The 4,188-nt window shown below is 60.6% G+C and carries 5 protein-coding genes; all 5 read left to right on the top strand.

Features of this window, described 5'->3' with window-relative positions; all coding sequences use genetic code 11:
- Nucleotides 1-197 (top strand): hypothetical protein (locus SX243_25350; protein ID MDY7096315.1); only part of this gene is annotated, 197 nt, incomplete at its 5' end.
- Complete coding sequence (locus SX243_25345) at nt 194-1,984, top strand: tetratricopeptide repeat protein (GenBank protein MDY7096314.1); 1,791 nt, start codon at nt 194-196, stop codon at nt 1,982-1,984. The genes SX243_25350 and SX243_25345, both read left to right, overlap by 4 nt.
- A 369-nt stretch (nt 1,985-2,353) precedes the next feature.
- On the top strand, nt 2,354-2,728 hold the full coding sequence (gene rpsL / locus SX243_25340; GenBank protein MDY7096313.1) for a 30S ribosomal protein S12: 375 nt from the start codon (nt 2,354-2,356) through the stop codon (nt 2,726-2,728).
- 18 nt (nt 2,729-2,746) lie between these two features.
- Complete coding sequence (rpsG, locus tag SX243_25335) at nt 2,747-3,217, top strand: 30S ribosomal protein S7 (GenBank protein ID MDY7096312.1); 471 nt, start codon at nt 2,747-2,749, stop codon at nt 3,215-3,217.
- A 140-nt stretch (nt 3,218-3,357) separates the two neighbouring features.
- On the top strand, nt 3,358-4,188 hold an 831-nt coding region (locus SX243_25330), incomplete at its 3' end, for a GTP-binding protein (protein MDY7096311.1).

Genomic DNA, 4,188 nt, shown 5'->3' with positions numbered 1-4,188 from the left:
ATGCTGAACACCAGCTAATGCTCTTCAATCTCAGTGTGCTGGAATACCAGAACCACAAGCGTTGGTGCGATGTTCATCCCGCAGTCTTGAGTCTGCCTGCTTTTCAAGAAGCTTTGCGCCGGGGTAGCGAGGAGGTTGGTGCAGGACAAGCTCCGCAGGCTGAGGAAGGAACGACCAATCAGGATGAGGATGAATGAGCGACGAAGTGCGTGAGACAGCGGCTGTTTATCAGGTCGAAGAGCCTCTGGATCCTTGTGTAACGCCGCCTCCGATTCCGGCCGACCTCCTGCCGCTAATTCGCCTTCTTGAGTACGCTGATGGTTTTACGCTGGCGTTCCTGGTGCACAACGTGCCTGTGGAAGCCGACCGCTTGGTCGATCTACTACTGGCAGAGCTTGCTTCCCGAGGCCGCCCGGGTCGAGTCGTTCGTCTAAGGGGCCAGGCTGTCGACTTGCTGAGTGAGATCGAGAGAGTCGATCAAGAGCCAAATCGACCCCTATTCGTTCTGGGTTTCGAGCGCTCCATCCCCTCGGGCCAGGAGTTTCCTCCCGCGCTGACCCACCTCAACATGGCGCGGGAGAATTTCCGCGATCTTCCTTTTCCTGTTGTTCTAGTACTGCCGGACTACGCGTTGACCAAGCTAGCCCGCGAGGCGCAAGACTTCTGGGCTTGGAGGTCCGGGGTTTTCGAGGTGCCGAGCGAGGCTCTCGAACCCGTGGGCAGGCAGACCATCGAGGAGCTGATTGACTCACCTCTCGAGATGTCTCGCCCTGCTGCTCTACGGCACCTGCGGGTACTCGAATCTCTGCTGGCGAAGTCTCAGGCACGGCAGGGAGATACGCGAAAGGAGCGGTTGGATCTGCATCGGCGCCTCGGGGCGCTGCTGCATCGGCTTGGAGACGATGCGGAGGCTGCTTCCCATCTAAAGAAGGCGGTGACACTAGCGCGGGAGCTGCCAGCTAGGCTTGCTCTGGCCGAGTGCCTTGGCCTTTTGTCTAGAACTCTCGCTGGACGAGGAGACTCTCACGAGGCGCTCTCTGTAGTGCAGGAATCGGTTCACCTCTGGGGGGCGCTCGCGAGTGAAAACCCCCAGCGGAACCTCCCCTTCCTTGCGGACTCCCTAGACAACTTCGCTAATCAGTTAGCTGAGGTGGGAGAGCGAGAAAAGGCGTTGGAGGTCAGTCAGGAGGCAGTGAGCATCGTTCGAGCTCTTGCCAGCGAGAATCCCGGCAGGCACCTAGCCGAGCAAGCCCGCAGCCTCAACAATCTGTCCGGTCATCTCAGTAGGCTGGGTAGGCAGGAAGAGGCGTTGGACGTAACCCTGGAAAGCGTCGAGCTGTTGCGGGCTTTGGCTCGTGAGGCGCCCGAAAGGTACGCAGGAGATCTCGCGGCTGCCCTGCGTAATCTGTCCCTGAGCCTGTCAGAGATTGATCGATTCCAGGCGGCCCTAGCAGTCCTTCGGGAGGCTGCGGAGATTTATCGCCGTCTATTTAAGAAGGATCCGCACCGGTTTGGCAATCCTTTGGCTCGAAGCCTAATTGACCTCGCGGTCAGTAGTTTCCCTTTAGGGGACCGCGAAAGGGTTGTCGCAGCTGCTCGGGAGGCTCTGCAAATTCCAACCAGCCTAATGCTCGGCGGTTCCTTGGAAGACAGGGAGAATTTAGCCATAGGCCTGTTTAGTCTCTACAACGCTCTAACAAACGTTGGTGACGATGAAGCCGCCTATGCGGCGATTTGGAAGAGAGTCGAAGTCGACCGGAGCGTGGTGGACGATGATCCGGATCATTCTGCCATTCCGAAGACCTCGGCGTTGTCAGCGCTGGCCGAGCTCCAGCTAGCCAGAGGAGAGAGCGGCGCGGCCCGGGAGACCTTGTTGGAAGCGGTCGAGCTTGTCGAGCCGGTGGCTATTGGCTGCCCGGACGGTCTGGAGCACCTCCTTTGGGAGCGACTGAAGCAGAAGCTGGAGAACCTGCCCAAAGTCTGATTCGCTCGCGCCGCGACAGCTCTTCCAGAATGGGAAGCCACTGCCGAGTGCTCTCGCGCGGGCAGGCAAGACGCATCAAAACGCTAGCCAACCCAAACCCCTTGTGCTATAGTCTCACTTCTGCGGCGGATGCCTGTCCGCAGGAGGTTGGTGGTGTTCGGAGCGAAGTCGCCCGTTCGGGTTGACGCGCGTTTCCGAGATTGTTACGATCCGCCTTCCTCGCGCCGATGGTCTTCCCAAGACCGTGGCGCCCTAGAACAGACGTAAGACAACCGGCGCTGAACCTGCGACATGGTTCTTCGCTTCGTGGCCTGCACCACTCATGCGGGTGGTCAACGCAGGTTCAACGGTCGTTCGTTGGAGGTAAGTATGCCGACGATCAATCAGCTCGTTCGAAAAGGACGTGAGCGCCAGCTCGAAAAGACCAAGAGTCCTGCGCTCCAGGGTTCCCCGCAGAAGCGCGGCGTGTGTGTGCGCGTGTACACCCAGACCCCCAAGAAGCCGAATTCGGCTCTGCGCAAGGTCGCCCGCGTTCGCTTGACCAATGGAATCGAGGTCACCACCTACATTCCCGGGGTCGGCCACAACCTGCAGGAGCACTCCATCGTGCTGATTCGCGGCGGCCGTGTGAAGGATCTGCCGGGTGTTCGATATCACGTCATCCGGGGCACCCTGGACGCAGTGGGCGTGGAAGCCCGTCGTCAGGGGCGTTCTAAGTATGGAGCCAAGCGCCCCAAGGCGTGATGGGAGCGGTAAGACACCATGCCGAGAAGAAGAGAAGTTCCGAAGCGGGAAATTCTGCCCGACCCGATCTATAACTCCCAGCTGGTGGCGAAGTTCGTCAACGTCCTCATGGAGGACGGCAAGAAGAACACCGCCCAGCGGATCATCTACGATGCGCTTCGCACGATCGAAGGGCGCACCGAAGACGATCCCATGAAGGTCTTCAAGCGGGCCATCGAGAACGTCAAGCCCGCTGTGGAGGTCAAGTCCCGGCGCGTCGGCGGTTCGACCTATCAGGTGCCCGTCGAAGTCCGCGCGAGCCGCAAGCTGGCGCTTTCGATGCGCTGGCTGATTCAGGCGGCGCTCAAGCGGGGCGAGAAGACGATGAAGCTGCGGCTCGCCAACGAGCTGATGGACGCTTCCCAGAGCCGCGGCGGCGCGGTCAAGAAGCGGGAAGACACCCACCGGATGGCGGAGGCCAACAAGGCGTTCTCCCACTACCGCTGGTAACCCAATACCGCTAGCCCGAGTCGGTCGCTGGCAGCAAGGCGACGACGCGGCAAGCTGACGAGATCGATCCAGGGCGGCGACCCTTCGCGGGCCGGCCGCCCCGGTTTAGCAATACGGTAAGCAATACGGACGTATAAGTCATGGCAAGGCAAGTAGCGCTCAAAGATACGCGGAACATCGGCATCATGGCCCACATCGATGCCGGTAAGACCACCACCACCGAGCGGATCCTGTTCTACACCGGGATCAACTACAAGATCGGTGAGGTGCACGAAGGCACCGCGACCATGGACTGGATGGTCCAGGAACAGGAGCGGGGTATCACCATTACCTCCGCTGCCACTACCTGCTTCTGGCGCGATCATCGGGTCAACATCATCGATACTCCCGGTCACGTGGACTTCACCGCCGAGGTGGAGCGCTCGCTGCGCGTCCTCGACGGTGCCGTGGCGGTCTTCGATGCCGTCGCCGGCGTCGAGCCCCAGTCCGAGACCGTGTGGCGCCAGGCGGACAAGTACCACGTGCCCCGTATCGCCTTCGTCAACAAGATGGATCGCGTCGGCGCCGACTTCGATCGCACCGTCGCCATGATGCGGTCCCGGTTGCACGCTTCGCCGGTGGTCATTCAGCTGCCCTGGGGTGCCGAGAGCGAGTTCAACGGCGTCATCGACCTGGTGCAGATGAAGGGCCTCCTCTATAAGAACGAGGATCTGGGGGCCAACTACGAGCTGGTGGACATTCCCGCCGAGCTCAACGATCTGGCTCACGAGAAGCGCGAGCAGATGGTCGAGGCCATCGCCGAGACCGACGACGAGCTGCTGGAGAAGTATCTCTCCGGCGACGAAGTCACCGACGATGAGCTCAAGGACGCTCTGCGCCGAGCCACCATCGGTTCCAAGCTGCAACCGGTGCTCTGCGGTACCGCGTTCAAGAACAAGGGCGTCCAGCCCCTGCTCGACGCCATCATCGAC

It is taken from the genome of Acidobacteriota bacterium, from assembly GCA_034211275.1.
Classification (GTDB): domain Bacteria; phylum Acidobacteriota; class Thermoanaerobaculia; order Multivoradales; family JAHZIX01; genus JAGQSE01.
This window is presented reverse-complemented; position numbering and strand designations above follow the sequence as displayed.